The organism is Rhizobium chutanense, assembly GCF_002531935.1.
GTDB lineage: Bacteria > Pseudomonadota > Alphaproteobacteria > Rhizobiales > Rhizobiaceae > Rhizobium > Rhizobium chutanense.
Genome location: NZ_NWSV01000013.1, coordinates 12,849 through 27,245 on the forward strand (window position 1 = coordinate 12,849; position 14,397 = coordinate 27,245).

At 59.6% G+C, this 14,397-nt stretch carries 11 protein-coding genes; 2 read left to right on the forward strand and 9 right to left on the reverse strand.

The genetic code is table 11. The features are described 5' to 3' along the window. Positions 1-68: 68 nt before the first annotated feature. From CO666_RS19485 to CO666_RS19515, 7 genes are all read right to left on the reverse strand, one after another. Positions 69-1,958 carry a diguanylate cyclase gene (locus CO666_RS19485; protein WP_097613848.1) on the reverse strand — a complete coding sequence of 630 codons (1,890 nt, stop codon included), beginning with the start codon at positions 1,956-1,958 and terminating at the stop codon, positions 69-71. 313 nt (positions 1,959-2,271) lie between these two features. Next, positions 2,272-3,195 carry a ribokinase gene (gene rbsK, locus CO666_RS19490; protein ID WP_097613849.1) on the reverse strand — a complete coding sequence of 308 codons (924 nt, stop codon included), beginning with the start codon at positions 3,193-3,195 and terminating at the stop codon, positions 2,272-2,274. After that, positions 3,192-3,653, reverse strand: a complete 462-nt coding sequence (locus tag CO666_RS19495; RefSeq protein ID WP_097613850.1) for an RbsD/FucU family protein — start codon at positions 3,651-3,653, stop codon at positions 3,192-3,194. Before CO666_RS19495 ends, rbsK begins: the two co-directional genes overlap by 4 nt. A 44-nt stretch (positions 3,654-3,697) precedes the next feature. Beyond that, on the reverse strand, positions 3,698-4,723 hold the full coding sequence (locus CO666_RS19500; RefSeq protein ID WP_097613851.1) for a LacI family DNA-binding transcriptional regulator: 1,026 nt from the start codon (positions 4,721-4,723) through the stop codon (positions 3,698-3,700). A 17-nt stretch (positions 4,724-4,740) separates the two neighbouring features. Further along, the gene (locus CO666_RS19505) at positions 4,741-5,652 is read right to left on the reverse strand and encodes a carbohydrate ABC transporter permease (protein ID WP_097613852.1); all 912 of its coding nucleotides are present in this window, start codon (positions 5,650-5,652) and stop codon (positions 4,741-4,743) included. Further along, the gene (locus CO666_RS19510; protein WP_097613975.1) at positions 5,652-6,770 is read right to left on the reverse strand and encodes a carbohydrate ABC transporter permease; all 1,119 of its coding nucleotides are present in this window, start codon (positions 6,768-6,770) and stop codon (positions 5,652-5,654) included. Before CO666_RS19510 ends, CO666_RS19505 begins: the two co-directional genes overlap by 1 nt. A gap of 73 nt (positions 6,771-6,843) precedes the next feature. After that, entirely contained in the window at positions 6,844-8,484 is a 1,641-nt protein-coding gene (locus CO666_RS19515; RefSeq protein WP_097613853.1) for an extracellular solute-binding protein, read from the reverse strand. Positions 8,485-8,820: 336 nt separating this feature from the next. Here CO666_RS19515 and CO666_RS19520 point away from each other — a divergent pair, with 336 nt between their 5' ends. Next, positions 8,821-9,888, forward strand: coding sequence for an ABC transporter ATP-binding protein (locus tag CO666_RS19520; RefSeq protein ID WP_097613854.1), 1,068 nt, complete (start codon positions 8,821-8,823; stop codon positions 9,886-9,888). Positions 9,889-10,224: 336 nt separating this feature from the next. On the opposite strand, the gene CO666_RS19530 is transcribed toward CO666_RS19520, so the two are convergent. Both CO666_RS19530 and CO666_RS19535 read right to left on the reverse strand, forming a co-directional pair. Next, positions 10,225-10,614: a hypothetical protein gene (locus CO666_RS19530; protein WP_126908418.1), complete on the reverse strand. Its 390-nt coding sequence runs from the start codon at positions 10,612-10,614 to the stop codon at positions 10,225-10,227. Between the two features lie 479 nt (positions 10,615-11,093). Next, positions 11,094-13,088 (reverse strand): putative bifunctional diguanylate cyclase/phosphodiesterase, encoded by a 1,995-nt coding sequence (locus CO666_RS19535; RefSeq protein WP_425352419.1) that lies wholly within the window; start codon positions 13,086-13,088, stop codon positions 11,094-11,096. A gap of 258 nt (positions 13,089-13,346) precedes the next feature. On the opposite strand from CO666_RS19535, the gene CO666_RS19540 reads away from it, so the two are divergent. Beyond that, positions 13,347-14,390, forward strand: coding sequence for a class I SAM-dependent methyltransferase (locus CO666_RS19540; protein WP_097613857.1), 1,044 nt, complete (start codon positions 13,347-13,349; stop codon positions 14,388-14,390). Positions 14,391-14,397 lie beyond the last annotated feature (7 nt).

Genomic DNA, 14,397 nt, shown 5'->3' on the forward strand with positions numbered 1-14,397 from the left:
CAGCAGCGATGGTTCAATAGAAAAAATCTATCGAGGAAGGATCGCATCCAGCTTGATCGGACGGCGAGCTAACCGACGTCCTTCATGGCATGCCGTTCCCCAGTGGGCGAATAGGCCAGAATCCGATTGCGGCCCTGGGTCTTGGCGTCGTAGAGCGCCGCGTCGGCTTCGGCCAGAAGGCGGTTCGGATTGGTTCGCAGAACGGCCCCGGTCGCGCAGGCCAGGCCGATGCTCGCCGTCACCCGCAAAAATTCGCTGCCGGAATGGGCGATATTTTCCTTGGCGAGGCGACGCGCGAATTGCTCGGCGACGATCATTGCCCCTTTGGCGCTGGTGTCAGGGAGAAACACCACGAATTCCTCTCCGCCGTAACGCGCGACGATGTCGGCCGGCCGGCTGACCGATTGGCGCAGACACTTGCTGACGACCCGCAGGCACTGGTCTCCGGCGGGATGGCCATAGGTGTCGTTATAGGCCTTGAAGCGATCGATATCGACCATCAGCAGGCTGAACGGCGTGTTTTTCCTGGCGCTGCCTGCGGTTTCGCGCGCGAAAGCCTCATCGAAGGCACGACGGTTGACGATGCCGGTGAGCCCGTCGGTCTCGGCCAGGCTCTTCAGCTGCTCGGCCGACAGCCTGAGGGCGATTTCCGCCTGCTTCGTCGCCGTGATATCCGAGACGACGGCCATCGCCATACCGTCTTCCGCAAGCCTTGTCCGAATGCTGCGCCAGTCGCCGTTGTGAAGCTGAACCTCTTCGTCCTTGTTGCTGTGCAGCGAGGCGGCGGCGGCCTTGATCCACCCGTCCACGTCACCTTCCGGGATACCGGTGCGCTCGCCGGTTTCCGCGACGCGGCGCAGGATGTCGCTGATATGGGCGCCGACCACGCGAGCATCTCCGGAGAGCGGGAACGCATCGCGATACTGGTCGTTGCAAAAGACAAGAAAACCCTTGCTGTCATACATGGCGATGCCATCGGACATGCCCGCCATCGCATGCGACAGCAGGTTCTTGCTTTCGCGCAATTCCCGGTCCAGGGCGACACGCTCGGTGATATCACGCGTTACGCCGGCCAGGCCAATCACCCGCCCCTGCCTGTCGCGCAATGGAACCTTGGAGGCGAGCAGCGACCTGCCCTCGATTTTCTCGGCCGAGTCGATCAGCGGCACTCCGGTGTCTATGACCTGCTGCTCGAGATAATATAATTCTTCGGCCAGCGGCCGCGACATCAGATTGAAATCCGACAATCCGATCATCTCGGCCGTCGTCCGGAAACGAAAGAGACGAGTCATATTCTCGTTGACGGCAATGAACCGGCTGTTTCGGTCCTTGACATAGAGATAGTCGGGCGACTGCGAAAATGCGGTCACCAATATGCTTCGTTCCAGCGCCCATTGCTGGGTCTTCAAGAGAACGAAACCACACAGGACGGTCGCCAGGCAATTCAACACGGTCATGGGCAGACCGATGATGGCCAGCACGCGGGCGTGCACCAGGGTGGGGAGCGTCGCCATCGATAGAACAAGCGCGGCTCCGAGCGCAAGACTGAGCAGCGCAACGTCCATAAGCGCAGGAGATCTTTTACGAATCCAGAAATTGGCAGCCAGGCCGATGCCGGTCGCGACAGCAATGACGATGAGACCATCGATCATCGCCGTGCCGCCGACCCAGAAGCGGAAGGCCATCGCCATCAACGCTGCGAAAGCTGCCGCAATCGGTCCACCGAACATGCCCGCCAAAGCAAGCGGCGAGAAGCGCAAGTCGATATAGAGGCCGGGATTGAATTCGACCGCCAACAATATCGATCCGATGGAGGCGGCACCCGCTACGATTCCGAACGCGATTTTTTCCTGTCGGGCCGAGCGGCGCTGAAACTGGATTGAAAAATGCGCCCAGAGCGAAATTGCCAGGCAGACGAATGAAAGGTTGCCACCGAATTGCGTCCAGATGCCGTTCACCGCGTTAGGTCCACCTTCCACTACGTGTAAGAACCCATCATAGGGCAGCACTGGTTTGAGCTTGGTTAAAACCCACAGACCTGTCGACTTATGTGTCCGCCGACGCGCCTCGGAGCAGATCGGCAGGAGACATCATGTTCGCGACGCGCTGCGGTTCGACTGCTAGCACCGGATGAATAAGGCAGGCTTAACAACCGCGCCGCAAGCGTCGGGACACGTCTTTTACTGAGACAAAAATGCGCCATCCGGACAGGATTGCGCAATCGGGCTAGCCGTTGCACGCCGCGCCTGCCTGTCCGACCTTCGATGACCTTCAGCGCAGCAGGGCGTCGATCTCGCCGCGCGAAGGCATGGCGGGGGCCGTGCCCGGCCGCGTCACCGCAATTGCCGCCGTGGCGCAACCGAAGCGTACCGCTTCGACCGGAGCATATCCTTCGGAGATCGCCGTCGCGAAGCCGCCCAAGAAGGCATCGCCGGCGCCCGTGGTGTCGACGACGTTGCCCGCAGAAAACGCCGGTACGAATTCACTCCGATCGGCTGCTTGGTAATAGGCGCCGCGCGCACCGAGGGTCAGGATCACCGCTTTCGCTCCGCGATCCAGCAAGGTACGTGCCGCCGCACGTGCCTGCTCGTCCGTTTCGATCGCATGTCCCACCAATTCGGCTGCCTCCACCTCGTTCGGGACGATGAAATCACACAAATCATAGACACTGTCCGGTATGGCGCGGGCAGGCGCGGGATTGAAAATCGTGGTGACCCCTGCCCTTTTCGCCATCGACAGGGCATGTATGGCGGCGTCGAGCGGCTGTTCGAGCTGGGTCATGAAGATAGCCGCCCTTTCGATCTCCGCCCGGTTCGCATCGACGTCTTCGATGCCGATGAGACCGGCAGCACCCGGCGCGACGATGATGGCATTGTCGCCGGTCGCTTCGTCGACGAAGATGAAGGCAGCACCGCTGGAGACGCCGTCCATCTTCATCACATTGGCTTTGACGCCCGCCGCGGCATAGGCCGCAAGGGCCATTTCGCCGAACGGATCATTGCCGACCCGGGAGATGAAGGTCACTTTCCCGCCGGCCCTTGCCGCGGCGATCGCCTGGTTGGAGCCCTTGCCTCCCGGCCCAAGCGTGAAGCCGGACCCCATCAGCGTCTCGGCGATGTGCGGCAGGCGCTTGGCCTTGTAGGCGGTGTCGGCGGCGAAAATCCCGAGAATGACGATTCCGCTTTTCCCGCTCATCGCAGAGCCTCCTCCGCCGGGATGACGCCCTTGGTCAGAAGGAAGCATCCGTAGAAACGCAGTTCCCCGGTTGCGATCACGCAATAGGCCTTTTTGGCGATGTCATAAAAGGCCATGCGTTCGACCGGATACATGGGCGACGGCTTGCCTTCGGCGCGGTCGACAACGGCCTGGACTTCCTGTTGAATCGGCGGAATTTCGTGAGGTTTGCCGATCACCTCCATACGACCCGCCGAAGGCTGGATGGGGGTGTCCAGCGGAAAGACGGAAAGGATCGCATCGATCGCCTGCGGCGCGGAAATGTTTTCCATCGTCAGCAATCTCCCCAGACGCGTCTGGCGAGCGATCGAATCCGACGGAAAGTTCGTGTCGGAGATGACGAGATAATCGCCATGTCCCATATTGCAAAGTGCTTGAAGAATATCGCCGTTGAGTTCGGCCCTGATTCCCTTGAGCATCTGATCCTTCCATCCCTTTTATTGGCCTCAATGCTGGCCTTGCTTCAATTTTTATGCCCGGCGACTGCCTTGGGCTGCGCAGGCGGACCGCTCGAGCCCCGCACCACCAGCGACCCATCGACCATCTCATCTCCTCTGCCCGAAGGTTCCTCGAGGAGAAGGCCGACCGCGCGCCGCGCCAGCATGTCGGCCGGCTGGCATATGGTCGTCAGCCTGGGAACGACGAGATTGGCGAGCGAAATATCGTCGAAACCCGTCACCGAGAGTTTGCGCGGCACGTCGATCTTGAGGTCGCGCGCCGCACGCAGCGCGCCGATCGCCTGCTGGTCGCTGGCGGCCGCAATGGCCGTGGGCCGGTCCTGCGGCGGGCGTGAAAGCAGGTCGCGGGCAATTCTTTCGCCGGATTCGTAATCGAATTTGCCGTAGGCGATTTCCAGTTCGACCGGCTCGCCCGTTTCGCCGAACCTATCGATGCGACCGACGAAGCCCTCCTTGCGCATGCGCCCGGCCTCGGTGTCGGGCGGCCCGGCGATATAGGCGATATGGCGGTGCCCGAGCTCATAGAGATGGTCGGCCATCAGCGCCGCCGCCTGCGCATGGTTGGTCGAGACCAGGGGAAAGGCGCCGAAGCGCCGGTCCAGCGAGATGACGGGAACCGCAGCCTCCAGGTGGAGCCCCGGACTGTCGCTCGAAGCCACCACGATGATGCCGCGCACCGACCGATCGAGAAACGCCAGGACGTGGCTCTGCTCCGCTTCGCGATCGTCATGCGAACTTGCCAGCATCAGGCTATGCCCGCGTTCGAGCGCCGCGCGCTCGACGCTGGCTGCGAGCTGCGCGAAGAACGGGTTGGTGATGTCGGGAACGATGAGGCCGATAACATCGGTCCTGCTGGTGCGCAGCGCCCTCGCGGTGACGTTAGGCCGGTAACCGAGCGCTGAGATGGCGTCGTTGACCTTTTCGCGCAGCAAGGGTTTGACCGCCGCTTCGCCCGACAGCACGCGCGAAACAGTGCCCACGGATACATCAGCATATTCTGCGACATCCTTGATTGTGGGCATCTTTGACATTTTAGACCGTCCCGCAGCTATTTTACCGCTCCAGCGGTCATCCCGGCAATGATGTGCTTTTCCAGAACGACGCCGACAGCGACCAGCGGAAGGATGCCGGCGGTGGAAAGTGCGGCCATCGACCACCAGTTGATGCCCTGGCTGCCCGTCTGGCTGGCAATCATCACCGGCAGGGTGTTGGTGTTGGTCGAGGTCAGCAATGCCGCGAAGAAATATTCGTTCCAGCACAGGATCAGCGCCAGCAGGAAGGCGGCGACCATGCCCGGCAGAACGAGCGGCACGATGATGCGGGCGAAGGCGCCCCAGATCGACAGCCCGTCGACCAGCGCGGCTTCCTCCAGCTCCACCGGTATGGTGGCGAACTGGTCGCGCATGATCCAGACGACGATCGGCAGGACCATCAGCGTATAGACGGCGATCATACCCACATAGGTGTCGAGCAGCGCCAGTTCCTTGTAGAGAACCAAGAACGGCAAAGCGAGAACGACGGGCGGCATGATCAGCTGCGACAGGAAGAAAAAGGAAATGTCGGAGTTGCGCATATGGCCGAACTTGTAGGAAAAGCGGCTGAGGCCATAGGCGGCGAGCGATCCGAGGACGACCGCCAAGACCGATGCCGTGACCGAGATGACGACGCTGTTCCAGAGCCTGCGCATGAACTCCTCGCGCACCGTCGAGACCTCGAAGATCGTATCCGGGGAGAGCCCCAGAGAGCGCCAGCCGAGCCAGCTGGGTGCAAAGTTGAACCAGGGGATCAGATTGCCGCGCATCACGTCGGCGGCAGTCTTGAACGAGGTCGAGACCGTCCAGAACAGCGGGAACACGCAGACGAATGCCCAGGTGACGAGCAGGCCATAGACGACGAAACGCATGGCCCACCAGCGAATGCGCTGGCCGCGCGCGTATTTTTCGAAATCGATCCGGACCATCAGAGCCTTCCTGTCATGCGCTTCACGATACGGTCGGATATCTTCATCAGTCCCGTCATGCCGACAACGATGATAACGAGATAGACGAGCGCGAGAAGGGTGCCGTATCCGACATTGGAACGGTCGCGGTATTCTCGATAGATGAAACTGGTGACGGAATCGGTCGCCCCGCCGGGGCCTCCCGATGTCACGGTGATGATGATATCGGCGAGCTTGAGCTTGAAGATGATGCGGATCATCACCGCCGTCACCGAAACCGGCAGCATCAGCGGGAAAATGACCTGCCAGAAGCGCTGCCATTTGGTGGCGCCATCGACTTCGGCTGCCTCCAGCACCTCCCTTGACAGGGCCTGCAGCCCGGCGAGCAGCATGATCATCATGAAGGGAATGAAGGTCCAGGCGTCCATGATCATGATCGAAAGCCGTGCCGTCAGCGGATCGCCGAAGAAGGAGGGATTTTCCCAGCCGAGCCAGCGGGCGAAGCGCGCGACGGGGCCGAAACGGGTCTCCAGCATCGACTTGCCGACCATCCAGCTGACCGCGACGGGCGACAGCATCAAGGGCACCAGGAAGGTGACGCGCCAGAATTTGCGGGCGACGATTTCCTGGTTGAGGAGCAGCGCCAGGCCGAAGGCGATGGCGTATTCGACGGCGATCGCCAGGCAATAAAGGATCATGTTGACGAGGGCATTGGCATAGAACGGATCGGTAATCATCCGCCTGACATTGTCGAGCCCGTTGAAGCGCCGGCCGGCCGAAGAGGCGAGGTTCCAGTCGGAAAAGCCGATCCACAGCGCAAAGAGCAGCGGGAACACCACCATCGACACGACGAAAAGTGCTGCCGGCAGAACGAAAAGCGCCTTCTTGCCCGCCTCGCCATGAATGACGACGCGCGTGACGCAAAGAACGGCGGCCCAGAGAAAATAGGCATAGAGCACCGGGCGCCAGTTCGAAAAACCCCAATCGGTCCAGCCCAGTTCATGGACACCCTGCAAGACGAACGCTGTGATGAACCATAGGGCGCTCAGCCACAGGGCCGTGCGGCCCCAGAAACGACGGCTCGCCGAAATGGAGCCGGCTTCGACCGTGTGGAGCAGGTCGCCTTCGACTGTCGACATGATATTCCTCGCCCAGACAGAATGGGCGCCGGCGAAATCGCTTCCGATCCGCCAGCGCGTTTTGGTCAAAAGATCAGAGCCCGAGGCTCGCCCGATAGAGCTTCAGCTGGCTGTCGCGGCCGATCTGGTCGGTGATCTTTTCCCAGGCGGCGGCAATCGCATCCGCGGTCTCCTGCGCCGACTTGTACTGTCCGGCAAAACCCTTCGCCAGTTCGTCCTCGGCGACGGAATAATATTGGAAGATACCGGGGATGCGCGGTTCGATGGCGGCGTTCGGGTGGTTGTAGCTGTCGGCGTTCGAACCGAGATAGTCCTCGATATAGGCGCGGTCGTAACCTGCCTTCTGCCATTCGTCGTAGTTGAAGTTGGACTGGCGGTAGGGCTGGAAGCCGGAGGGATAGGCCGACGTCCACAGCGACAGATCCTTGCCGCCGAGATGGGCGGCGGCAGACCAGGCCGCCTTGCGCTTCTTCTCGTCGCCGGAGACCTGCTTGGTGACATAGATGCCCCAGCCGAGATAGGCCATGTTGGGCGCTTCGTTATACTTGTCTTCCCACTGTCCGGTCTTGCGGTTGTAAACGCGGCTGGAGCCGCGGTTGATGCCGAAACCGACGACGTCGCCGACAACAGAGGTATCCGAGGTGCGGGCGCTGGAGCCGACATCGCCCCACCACATCAGCATGGCGCCGGTGCCTGCCAGGAACTGCGAGAAGGCCGTGGTGCCGGGATCGGCATTGATCTGGTCGGCCGGATAGGCCTTGGCGGCAATCAGATCCAGGACGTCCTGGATCGCCTGAACCCAGGCGGGGTTATTGACCAGCGGCTTCATGTTTTCAGGATCGAACAGCCAGGCCGGGTCGCCCGGATATTTGGCATAGGCGGTCGCGCGGTTCTCGATGAAATAGAAGCCGAAACCGCCCCAGCCCTTGAGCGGGTCGAGATAGCCGTAGGCCGGCTGGCTGGTCAGCGGATCGGTCTTGCCGATCAGCGCCTTGGACACGGCGTTGACTTCCTGCCAGGTCTTCGGCGGCTCGGCCATGCCGCTGATCGAGCCTTCGCCGAAATAATCCTTGCGATAGGCGAAGGTGTGGCAGTCGCCGTCGATCGTGACACGGTAAGTCTTGCCGCCCCAGGTGCCCACAGGCGGCTTCAGGTAACTCACCAGATCGTCGGCCTCGATCTGCTTTGCCACCCAGTCGGGCATCTCATCCAGAAGCCCGCGGCCGGCGGTGTCGCCTTCGAAGGGAGCGCCCATTTCCAGGATGTCGAAATCGACCGTACCGGTTGCGATCGATTGCTGAAGGCGGGCGTTGTAATCCGCCTGGGCCAGATCGATCCAGTTGATCTTGGCGCCCGTATAGGCTTCCCACGGTTTCAGGAAACCGCGGAACAGGAAGTTGTGCAGATTCTGGTTGTTGAGCCCCATGAAGGTCAGCTCGACGCCGGCGAATTCGCCCTGCTTGACATTGCCCTTGGTCGGGCCGAGGCAGAGCTCACCGACCTTCTGCCAGTCCGCATCGGTCGGCGATCCCTTACCGACGCCCGGAATCTGCAGGATCTGGGCGCGAACATCGTCAGCGCCGAACGCCATGCCGGGAATCCCGCCGATCACCCCCGAGACGCCGAGCAGAGCCGCGGCACTTGCCGTTCCGCGCAAAACGTCACGGCGGCTTGCCTGACGGCGCATCAATGCATCGTATATTTCAACTTTCATATCTTCCTCCTCCACGTTTCCTAGCGCTTTCGCCCGCCGGCCTTGCCGGGCCGGCTCCTGTCCAATTTTAAGACTGGCTCGATGCAGAACTATCTGGTAAGCAAGAAATGAAACGTTTCATATCCTGCTTGAAACCGCTCCTCCCGGTTTCGCCGGCGAGCATCAGACGGCCGGCGGGAAAAGTCAACAAGAAATGAAACGTTTCATGGAGGAGGTTCGACGGGTGCTTTTGAGGAGGCGCAATGGCCGGTTTGCCTGCCGCATCCTCTCGGGCACACGGCAAGACACGCAGCCCCTTGAGGCAGCTCGGGGGCGCCTGATGCAAGTGGGAGGCACATGGCTGAGGTCAATATTTCAGGGGCGCAGAAGGCTTACGGCGCCGTCAATGTCCTGCACGGCGTGGATATAGACATTCGCGACGGCGAGTTCGTCGTGCTTGTCGGCCCGTCCGGTTGCGGCAAATCCACCCTGTTGCGCATGGTCGCGGGGCTGGAAAGCATCACCGGCGGCACCATTTCGATCGGCGACAAGGTCGTCAACAATCTGCCGCCGAAGGACCGCGACATCGCCATGGTCTTCCAGAGCTATGCGCTCTATCCGCACAAGACCGTTGCCGAAAACATGGTCTTTGCGCTGCGCCTGCAGAAACAGCCGCCCGAACTCATCAAACAGCGCCTGCAGGCGGCGGCCGAAACCCTCGACCTCGTGCCCTATCTCGACCGCTATCCGCGCCAGCTGTCGGGCGGCCAGCGGCAGCGCGTGGCGATGGGCCGAGCCATCGTCAGATCGCCGCAGGTCTTCCTGTTCGACGAGCCCTTGTCGAACCTCGATGCCAAGCTGCGCGTTCAGATGCGCAAGGAAATCAAGGAGCTGCACCAGCGGCTGCGAACCACGACCATCTACGTCACCCATGACCAGGTCGAAGCGATGACCATGGCCGACAAGATCGTGGTGATGCAGGGCGGCAAGGTTGAACAGATCGGCACACCGCTGAAACTTTACGACCGTCCCAACAACACGTTTGTGGCAACCTTCATCGGCTCGCCGTCGATGAACCTCCTGAAAGGCCGCTACAAGGCCGATGGCGCCATCTTCGTCACGGAAACCGGCGACGAAATCGCCCTTGGCTTCACACCTGACGCAGCCGACGGGCAGTCCGTGCTGCTCGGCATTCGGCCCGAACATCTGTCGCTGGCCGAGCACGGCTTGAAGGCGACCGTCAGCGTCACCGAACCCACCGGCCATGAGACAATGGTGTTCCTGCGCTACGGGCCGGGCGAGCTTGTCGCAGTGTTCTCGGAACGTCACGAGTTCGAGCCCGGACAAGTGGTCACCATCGCTCCTCGGACCGACAAGCTCCACCTATTCGATGCCGCGTCGGGCAAGTCGCTGCGGCTCGATTGAGCCCCGGCGCCTTCCTAGCCCTTACTAAACAGTCGGCGCCGGAGTGTCATCCGGCTCCTTCAAGGCAATCACAGCGACCAGTACGTCGTTCATAACAGACTTAGAGATGGTCAAATCCTTCGCGTGGAAGAAGAGAATTTCGGTCGCGAGATTCGGAGACTTATTCTCTTCACAGCAGATTCCACCTATTGGAGGACTGCGACTGTGTTCTAAGACCGCTTGCTCCGCCTCCATTCGTTCGATTGAGATGTCTCGATAATTGTCCTTTCAAGGGATCGGACTTCGGTGACGGTCGGCGGGAGAAATGCAGCATTTTTCGAAATCGGCCGGTGCGGGTCACTCGTAGAGATATTTTTTCGCGTCCGCTACAACTCTATCCATGAATCGAAGCATGACCATACAGTCCGAGTATTTTCCGTCCCTGCCTGAGATAGGAATCCGTAACTCCTTGCCCCCATCAGTCAAGATGATTATTTGAACGCTCTCTTTCCCCTCTAAAATGGACACCAACTTCACCTCGGAATAGAGGAATGACTTGCCCTCTTCACCGTCGCCCCACAATATGCCGTTATCCAATATAAATATTTTAGTGTTATTGGGGCCTGGGTTAGAATATATCCCTATCAAGAAGCCAAACCCCTCTCTTTCGTGCCACATCGGCGATGACATCACTTCATATCGCCTCAGATCCTTTAATATTCTTCTTGCTCGAATTCTCGCGTTCATTGGCGTGTCACCTTAGGTTAATTCTAGCGAGGTGGCGTTAAATCGAAAATTCGTTTCGACGCCGTAGAATCCCCTTCATCGATTCTTACGCCGCTACCCTTGTTGTCTGACCAGCGCAAACCACTCTTTTTTATTGGGACGTGGTGCGCCCCATTCATCCGGAATTTTGCCCTGCGTGTCCGTTTTCACTTGGTCAGACCAACTCTGGACTTGCGACGTTTATTGGGAAGTAGAAGCCGCCGCTTTTGCAGTTCTGTCCTGAAGTCTTCACCATGCGTGCACGAGCAGCGCCGCGGGGTCAAAAATGCCCCGGAATACACTAGCGAGCTGAGCGGCGCTTACGAGGATCTTCAGAATTGCTGACAAGCTAAAGCGTCGCAATCGTTCAGATTCGCTTCGCGCGCTGTAAGTTCTTGTCTACTCGGATGTCATTATCGCAAATAGGGCACAATTGAACGGATCCGAACCTACGGCCCATTCTAGGATAGTCGTTTCGAATCAAGCTTCCTGGCCATGCTGAACGGCAGCACGTTACCCGTTTCAAGCCGAGCCGCCGGCGCGGGCCGTCCGATGTAATATCCCTGGATCTGGTTGATGCCGTACTGCTGCATCAGCAGTTGATGTTCGATCGTCTCGACGCCTTCAACGAGGATCTTCACGCCGCGATTGCGCAGCAGGCTGATAATGTCGAGCAGCATCCTCTTGCCTCTCTCCGTGTTGCTGTCATGGAGGAAGGAGCGGTCGATCTTGACGGTGTCGAAGTCTATCAGGCGAAGCCACGAGAGGCCGGCGAAGCCCGTGCCGAAGTCGTCGAGCCAGACTTGAGCGCCGAGCGCCCTTAGGTCGCTGATGCAGCGAACCACGTCCTGGTCGATTTCCAGCTCCACGCCTTCGGTAATTTCGAAAGCAAGCCTGGCGCCCGCCACGTCGAATTCTGCCAGTGTTGCCGCGACATAGCTGGCGAAACCCGGCGTCTTCAGCTCAATCGGCGAAACGTTGACGCTGGCAACCTGCACCAGGTCTGTTGCCAACAGGTCTCTGCAAACAGTGCGAATGGCCCACCGACCGAGTTTGACGATTGAACCCGTCCGTTCCGCAACCGGGATAAATCTATCGGGCGGTACGGCGGTTCCGTCCAACATCCTCAAACGCATCAACGCTTCGACACCGTCCGTCTTGCCGGTCTGGACGTTGCGGATCGGCTGATAGACGAGGTGGACGAGGCCGTGTTCAAGCGCGATCTTCAGGGTCGCGGCGATATCCTCGCTGTCATCGCTGCTCTGCGGGTCGTCAGGATCGAAGACCACGACGGTGTTGCGGCCCGTCGCCTTGGCGGCATAAAGCGCGCGATCGGCTTCATGAATGACCTTGTCGACCTGCTTGGTCTGGTCTCGCGTGTAGGAAACGCCGACACTGACGGTGATGACCGTGGTTCCGTCCCGCCGGTGCTCGTGTGGCCAGGCCAGCGCGCGGACGGCGGCACACATTGCTTCTGCGAGTGCGGAGGCTCTTTCCGAATTTTGCATGGGTGCGATGACGATGAATTCCTCACCGCCATATCGCCCGATGATCGAGCCGTAGGACGAGGCCACGCTCTGCAGAAGCTGGGATACGGCCACAAGGCACCGGTCACCTTCCTGGTGGCCGTAGCAGTCGTTATAGTGCTTGAAGTAATCGACGTCGATGAGCAGGACGGCAAAGGGCGCCCTCTGGTCCTGCCAGCGTTGCCAATGATCCCGCAGGCGTTGATCGATTGCCCGGCGATTTTCGAGGCCGGTCAGCGAGTCCGTGTTCGAGAGGTGCAAGAGCGCCTTGCCCCTTTCCTCGGCCGCCGCTTGCTGCAAACTGGCTTCAAGGGCATTCAGGAAGACTTTATAGCGCTCTCTGTTGAGCTGAAGGTTCACGTAAGACGTGAAAATAAAGCAGGAAATACAGAAGGCACCGAGGATCAGCTTGTGAAGAAGCAACATAGGCGCGAACAGATAAAGAGCGCCGACGAAGATGAGCACGTTCGTGACGGAGGCCGCAAGGGCAAGCGGAAACCGGAAACTGAAGAACAGGTTGACGCTCATCATGAAGATCGCGCCAAAAACCATATAGTATGAGAACGCTTCCCTGACCGTGGTCATCTGGGCGGTGAGAAGCCAGACAAGATAAGCTGCCAGCACGGATGCCGCCGCGGCCATGTCGACCGTGTCGGCTTTTGCCTTGCGATAGAGCAGGAGTTCCAGCGTGCACAGCGCGATGGCGCTCACCGCCAACCGGCCGGCGATCGTGTAGCGGACGACATCGCCGATAAAAAGATAGTCCGTGAAGGCATAGGCGATGTAAACAGCGACCGCGATCCAGAGGCCGCTGCGCGTCGCGCACTTTCGGCCGCTCTCGCTTTTCTGCTTATAAAGGCGACGCAGCCGTTCTGGCGACAGCGTCGGCCGTATAGTGGCGACTGCGGTCTCGGCTAACATGTGCATCATGCCCCTGCCACCCAAACATCTTGCAGCCGTTGCCCTACGCCGACTGCTCGCTGAAACTGGATAGCCTTACCCAGACTCCACATCAACCGATAAGGCGCGAACAACACCCTGAGCTGGCAGGGTATCTCTCGGGTTCACTAATATTTTCTAAAATTAAGTGGTGCACTGGCGACCGCGGCGCCGACTTTGACTTGACCTTTAAGAGAATGCTGAGGAATTTATGCAATCTCTTAAGTTGTTATTTACCAGTGAGGTTCCGTGGCACAGCCGCTTTTTTCTCTTGATGGCCAAAGCTTGATCACACCGCAGTCCGTCAGCAATAACCTCCCCTCGCCCAGCCAGGATCACGAAACAGGCCTTCTGCGCACCGCGGAGGCCGAGTTTGCGATTGTCATCAACCTTGCAACGCAGCGGTTCGCCGCCGGCAACCACCTGCCCGACGCAGTCAGGTGGTTGATTGGCCAGCTCCATGATATCCGTCAAAAATTCGGTGCTGCCGTGTGGCAGAAGCTCATCCCGATTATTCAGGCCCATTCCTCGGCAAAGATCCTGCAGCAGTGCCCGTTCACGCGTTGGTCCTTTGAAAAACCGCGCGGTTATTCCGGTGATGCCGGACTTATAGACTTTATTTATGGCCATCCGGCGGTCGCCGAAGAAGTGGCCAGATCCACCCGTCTCGGTCTCGATATCTTCGAATACACGATCAACGCGCCCGGCCCGGTCGCCGTCAGGGAACGTCGCGACATCCTGACCCGCTACGTCGATGACACCGCTGCGCGAACGGGTTCGGATACCGAGGTCCTGGCCATCGCCGCCGGTCACCTTCGCGAAGCGGAGGCATCAACAGCACTGGCGGAAGGCCGCCTGAAACGCTGGGTTGCTCTCGATCAGGATCCCCAAAGCATTGGCTCGATCTCGAGCCAGTTCCACGGGACTCGTGTCGAGCCTATTGATGGATCCGTGCGCGGCCTGCTCGCGCGAAAGCACCAAATTGGCACATTCCATCTCATCTACGCAGCGGGCTTGTACGATTACCTCACCGACAAGGTCGCAATCCGGCTCACGCAGATTTGCATGGAAATGCTCAAACCGGGTGGCATCTTTCTGTTTGCCAATTTCTCCGATGAGATGGCGGACGACGGATATATGGAATCCTATATGAACTGGGAGCTTCTCCAGCGTTCCGAAGCCGACATGTGGCGTATTGCCAATGCTAGCGCGGCGGAAAACACGGTCGATAAGCGGGTCTGGTTCGGCACCAACCGCAACATCATTTACAGCACTATCAGGAAGCTGCCGTAAGCCTCAA

Excerpts from the sequence above, each read along its gene's own strand:
- CO666_RS19530 (WP_126908418.1), bottom strand. The coding sequence starts at position 10,614 with ATGAACGCGAGAATTCGAGCAAGAAGAATATTAAAGGATCTGAGGCGA.
- CO666_RS19520 (WP_097613854.1), top strand. The coding sequence starts at position 8,821 with ATGGCTGAGGTCAATATTTCAGGGGCGCAGAAGGCTTACGGCGCCGTC.
- CO666_RS19500 (WP_097613851.1), bottom strand. The coding sequence starts at position 4,723 with ATGTCAAAGATGCCCACAATCAAGGATGTCGCAGAATATGCTGATGTA.
- CO666_RS19495 (WP_097613850.1), bottom strand. The coding sequence starts at position 3,653 with ATGCTCAAGGGAATCAGGGCCGAACTCAACGGCGATATTCTTCAAGCA.
- CO666_RS19505 (WP_097613852.1), bottom strand. The coding sequence starts at position 5,652 with ATGGTCCGGATCGATTTCGAAAAATACGCGCGCGGCCAGCGCATTCGC.
- CO666_RS19535 (WP_425352419.1), bottom strand. The coding sequence starts at position 13,088 with ATGATGCACATGTTAGCCGAGACCGCAGTCGCCACTATACGGCCGACG.
- CO666_RS19510 (WP_097613975.1), bottom strand. The coding sequence starts at position 6,770 with ATGTCGACAGTCGAAGGCGACCTGCTCCACACGGTCGAAGCCGGCTCC.
- rbsK (WP_097613849.1), bottom strand. The coding sequence starts at position 3,195 with ATGAGCGGGAAAAGCGGAATCGTCATTCTCGGGATTTTCGCCGCCGAC.
- CO666_RS19515 (WP_097613853.1), bottom strand. The coding sequence starts at position 8,484 with ATGAAAGTTGAAATATACGATGCATTGATGCGCCGTCAGGCAAGCCGC.